Consider the following 3,781-nt stretch of genomic DNA (forward strand, 5'->3'; position numbering starts at 1 on the left):
AAGCTCGGCTGGCTGCGCTATCGCGACAATCAGGACGAGGTGTTCCTCGGCCATTCGGTGTCGCGCAGCCAGACGGTTTCCGAGGAGACCGCGCGGATGATCGACCAGGAGGTCCGCCGCCTGGTCGAGGAAGGCGAGGATCGCGCGCGATCGGTGCTCACCGACAATCTCGACGAGCTGCATCGTCTCGCCGCCGCCCTGCTCGAGTTCGAGACGCTGACCGGCGAGGAATCGAAGAAGGCGATCAAGGGCGAGGATATCGGCCGCGAGGACGCCAGCCGCCGTGGCCCGCGCGCGCTGGCGATCGGCGGCTCCTCGATCCCCAAAAGCCGCCGCCCCGGCGGCTGGGGCCAGCCCGCACCGCAGGGGGCATAGCGCTTCGGATCGTTTCCAACGAAGGCCACGAAAGCCACGAAGGCCACTTTGCGTGTGGCTTTCGGTTCATCGAACGGCGGCCGTCGCTCATGCCGGCGCAAACGGGCGGCCGTTCAGCTTGCGCCAAGCCATTGACGTTCATAGGCTTGTGCATCGCCCATCATGCCGGAGTGCCCGTGCCGCAAAAGCTCAGCCATCTCGTTCTCGCCGCCTGCGCGACCTTCGCCCTCGCCGGCGCCGCCCAGGCGATGACCGTCGCCGAATTCCTCGGCAGGATCGACGCGCTCAAGGCCAAGGGGCCGCTGGCTCTCTTCTCGCCGGAGATCGGCGTGCTCAAGGCCGAAGGGAAATCGGCCGCCGAAGTCTGGCACGCGCAGGCGCACCGCCCCAATGCCTGCCCGGCCAAGGGCGACAAGATCGCGCTCAGCCAGGACGATTTCATGGCGATGATGCAGGCTGTGCCGCCGCAGCAGCGCGAGCAGCTTAGCGTCGCCCAGGCGGTCACGCGCGGAATGAACAAGCGCTATCCCTGCCCGGCCTAGAGGGCTGTCCTGTCAAGCTGAACGTCACCCCGGCCTTGAGCCGGGGTCCCGCTTTTTCTTCAAAGTTGGCAGGCAGCGGGACCCCGGCTCAAGGCCGGGGTGACGCTTCAGCTTGAACGGGGCAACGGCGCAGACCTGCTCGAATTCGGCTCCAGTCAGGCGCCGTCACTAGAGTCGGATGACTTAAGCCTTACCCGCTCCTGCTGAGGTGAGACCGAGTAGCTCCGCAGGAGCGTATCGAGGGCTCGTATCGAAGTACGGGTCCAGGGCTTGTCCTTCGATACGGGCTCTCGACAGGCTCGATCCCTACTCAGGATGAGCGGGAGGGAGGAGTGGATATCCCGCTCTAAGCGCGACTATTGCGGCACCACGGTCACCGCGCGGCGGTTCTGCGCCCAGGCGCTTTCGTCCGATCCGGTCGCGGCGGGCCGTTCCTTGCCGTAGCTGATCACCGTCACGCGGCCGGCATCGATGCCGCCGTTGACGAGGAAATTCTTCGCCGAATTGGCGCGGCGATCGCCCAGCGCGAGATTATATTCGCGGGTGCCGCGCTCGTCGCAATGCCCCTCGACCGTGACGCGCACGCCGGGGTTCTTCCGCAGCCAGGCGATTTGAGAAGTGAGGATGCCCTGCGCCTCGCTGTCGATATCCGAACTGTCGGTCGCGAAATGCACGGTATCCGTGCCCGCCTGCGCGATGAAATCGGCGCGCGATCCCGGCAGCATGCCATTGCCGACCGTGCCCGAGGACATGCCGGAGGAAGGCGCGCCCGTCTGGCTGGGCGGCGGCGGGGGCAGATCGGCGGGCTTGGGCGTCTTGTGGCAGGCGGCGAGCGCCAGCAGCGCCGCGGTCGCCAGCAAAGCGGGGGTCGTGTTGCGCATGGTCGTCTCCTCTTGGCTTCAGATGATCATGGGAGCAACGGCCCCCACGCCGGATCCGATCCGTCCAGCGGCGTCGGCACAGCATGCTCGTTTACGCCGGTCAGGTCCACCGACCAGAGATCGGATTTGCCCGAACCCTGGCCCGTGCGGAAGAACATGATGACGCGGCCGTTGGGGGACCATGTCGGCCCCTCGTCCTGCCAGCCGTTGGACAGCAGTTTCTCGCCCATTCCTTCCGGCGACATCACGCCGATATCGAAGCGGCTGCCGACGTGCGTGAAGGCGATCAGATCGCCGCGCGGGCTCCATACGGGGGTGGCGTAGCGTCCGCCGCCGAAGCTGATGCGGTGCTGCCCCGATCCGTCGGCGTTCATCACATAGAGCTGCTGCCCGCCCGAGCGATCGCTTTCGAACACGATCTTCGAACCGTCGGGCGAATAGCTGCCGCCGGTGTCGATCGCGGGCGAGGTGGTCAGCCGGGTCGCCGCGCCGCCGCCCGACGACACGCGATAGACGTCGCAATTGCCGTTGACGATCATCGAGAACAGGATGTTGCTGCCGTCGGGCGAGAAGCGCGGCGCGAAGGTGGTGTAGGGCTGATCGACCACCAGCCGCTTCCGCCCCGAGCCGACGTCATAGACGTAGACGCGCGGCTGATCATTCTCGAACGACATGAACACCACGGTCTGGCGGTTGGGCGCGAAGCGCGGGGTGAGCACCAGCGCCTGCCCGTTGGTGATGAAGCGATGGTTGGCGCCGTCCTGATCCATGATCGCCAGCCGCTTGACGCGACGCTGCTTGGGCCCGGTCTCCGAAACGTAGGTCACCTGGCTGTCGAAATAGGGGCCCTCGCCCGTCAGCCGCGTGTAGATCGTGTCGGCGCATTTGTGCGCGGCGCGGCGCCAGTCCGATGGCGCCACGACGAAGCCCTGCCGCGCGAGCTCGGTCTTGGCGAAGACGTCGTAGAGGTAGCAGCCGACGGTCAGCTTGCCGTCGCCGTTGGCCTGGACGAAGCCCTGGACCAGCGCTTGCGCGCCCGTCGGCAGCCAGCCGGCATAATCGGGGGCGGTCACCTGCGGATAATCGACCGGGCGGAGCTGCGCCTTGGCCAAGGGCGTGAACAGACCGCTGCCCTTGAGATCGTTGCCGATCACATCGGCGACCTGCGCGCCCAGCGCATCGGTATTGCCGGCGGGGGTGGAGGCGGGCTGCGGGGTCGGCATCGCCGGGATGGCGATCGGCATCGGCTGCGAAATGCCGCCGGTGATATCGACACGCAGCGGCGCAGCGGCGCCCGACGCGACGGGCGGCGGCGCGGGGGTCTGCGCGATCCCCGCGGTGGCGAGCGCCAGCATCAGCACGGCGGCCTTGATCATCGTCATCCCATCTGCCCCGGTATGAAACCCATCTCCAACTCCTCCCAACCGCCCTCGTACAATTCCGCCGGCAGCTTGAGCGGTGCGCAGCGCAAGACGGCGCGGCGGCTGAGATCGGCGATCTGCTGGCGATAGCCGCGGTTCGCATCATTGACCCCCGACTGATCGACGACCTGTGGCGTACCCGCGACCGAACCATCGCGATTGAAGCGCAGCCGCAGCACGGTGACGATCTGCATCGCGGGCGTGCCGGCGAGCGCGCCGAGTTCGTAGCAGGGCTGGACCTGCCGCTTGATCGCGGCGGCGAGCCCGTTCATCGCCGCACCGGTGATCGCGGCGCGCGCGGTGGCACCCTTGCCCGCCGACGGCGCACCCAGCCCCTTGAGGAAATCGGGGCCGATCCGCGATCCCGTGGTGCGCTGCCCCTTGCCCGCGGTCGCGCCCTTGCTTTCGGAACGGGCGGCGGCGCTCAAATCCTTCATCAGGCTGGAATCGAGACGCGGCGCTGCGGGCTTGGCGGGCTTGCTCGGCGCCTTTGCCGCAACCGGCGCGGGCGTCGGCGCGGGGGCGACCGCCTTGGGAGGCACCGGCGCGGGCTTGGCCGGCG

At 67.9% G+C, this 3,781-nt stretch carries 4 protein-coding genes and 1 pseudogene; 2 read left to right on the top strand and 3 right to left on the bottom strand.

Features of this window, described 5'->3' with window-relative positions; translation table 11 throughout:
* Both HUU94_RS05090 and HUU94_RS05095 read left to right on the top strand, forming a co-directional pair.
* Window positions 1-375 (top strand): annotated as a pseudogene (locus HUU94_RS05090) (ATP-dependent zinc metalloprotease FtsH); the annotation flags it as partial.
* Between the two features lie 176 nt (window positions 376-551).
* Window positions 552-917, top strand: coding sequence for a hypothetical protein (locus HUU94_RS05095; RefSeq protein WP_174274021.1), 366 nt, complete (start codon window positions 552-554; stop codon window positions 915-917).
* 356 nt (window positions 918-1,273) lie between these two features.
* On the opposite strand, the gene pal is transcribed toward HUU94_RS05095, so the two are convergent.
* The 3 genes from pal to HUU94_RS05110 form a co-directional block, all read right to left on the bottom strand.
* Entirely contained in the window at window positions 1,274-1,798 is a 525-nt protein-coding gene (pal, locus tag HUU94_RS05100; RefSeq protein WP_174274022.1) for a peptidoglycan-associated lipoprotein Pal, read from the bottom strand.
* A 26-nt stretch (window positions 1,799-1,824) separates the two neighbouring features.
* A complete protein-coding gene (tolB, locus tag HUU94_RS05105) occupies window positions 1,825-3,180 on the bottom strand; it encodes a Tol-Pal system beta propeller repeat protein TolB (protein ID WP_174274023.1) in 1,356 nt (451 codons plus the stop codon).
* The coding region (locus HUU94_RS05110; protein WP_174274024.1) for a hypothetical protein at window positions 3,177-3,781 on the bottom strand (605 nt) is incomplete at its 5' end. The genes tolB and HUU94_RS05110, both read right to left, overlap by 4 nt.

Source organism: Sphingomonas bacterium (assembly GCF_903644055.1).
In the GTDB taxonomy this organism is placed as follows: domain Bacteria; phylum Pseudomonadota; class Alphaproteobacteria; order Sphingomonadales; family Sphingomonadaceae; genus Sphingomonas_I.

Bases quoted from the DNA above. Each gene is read 5' to 3' on its own strand.
- pal (WP_174274022.1), bottom strand. From the start codon at position 1,798: ATGCGCAACACGACCCCCGCTTTGCTGGCGACCGCGGCGCTGCTGGCG.
- tolB (WP_174274023.1), bottom strand. From the start codon at position 3,180: ATGACGATGATCAAGGCCGCCGTGCTGATGCTGGCGCTCGCCACCGCG.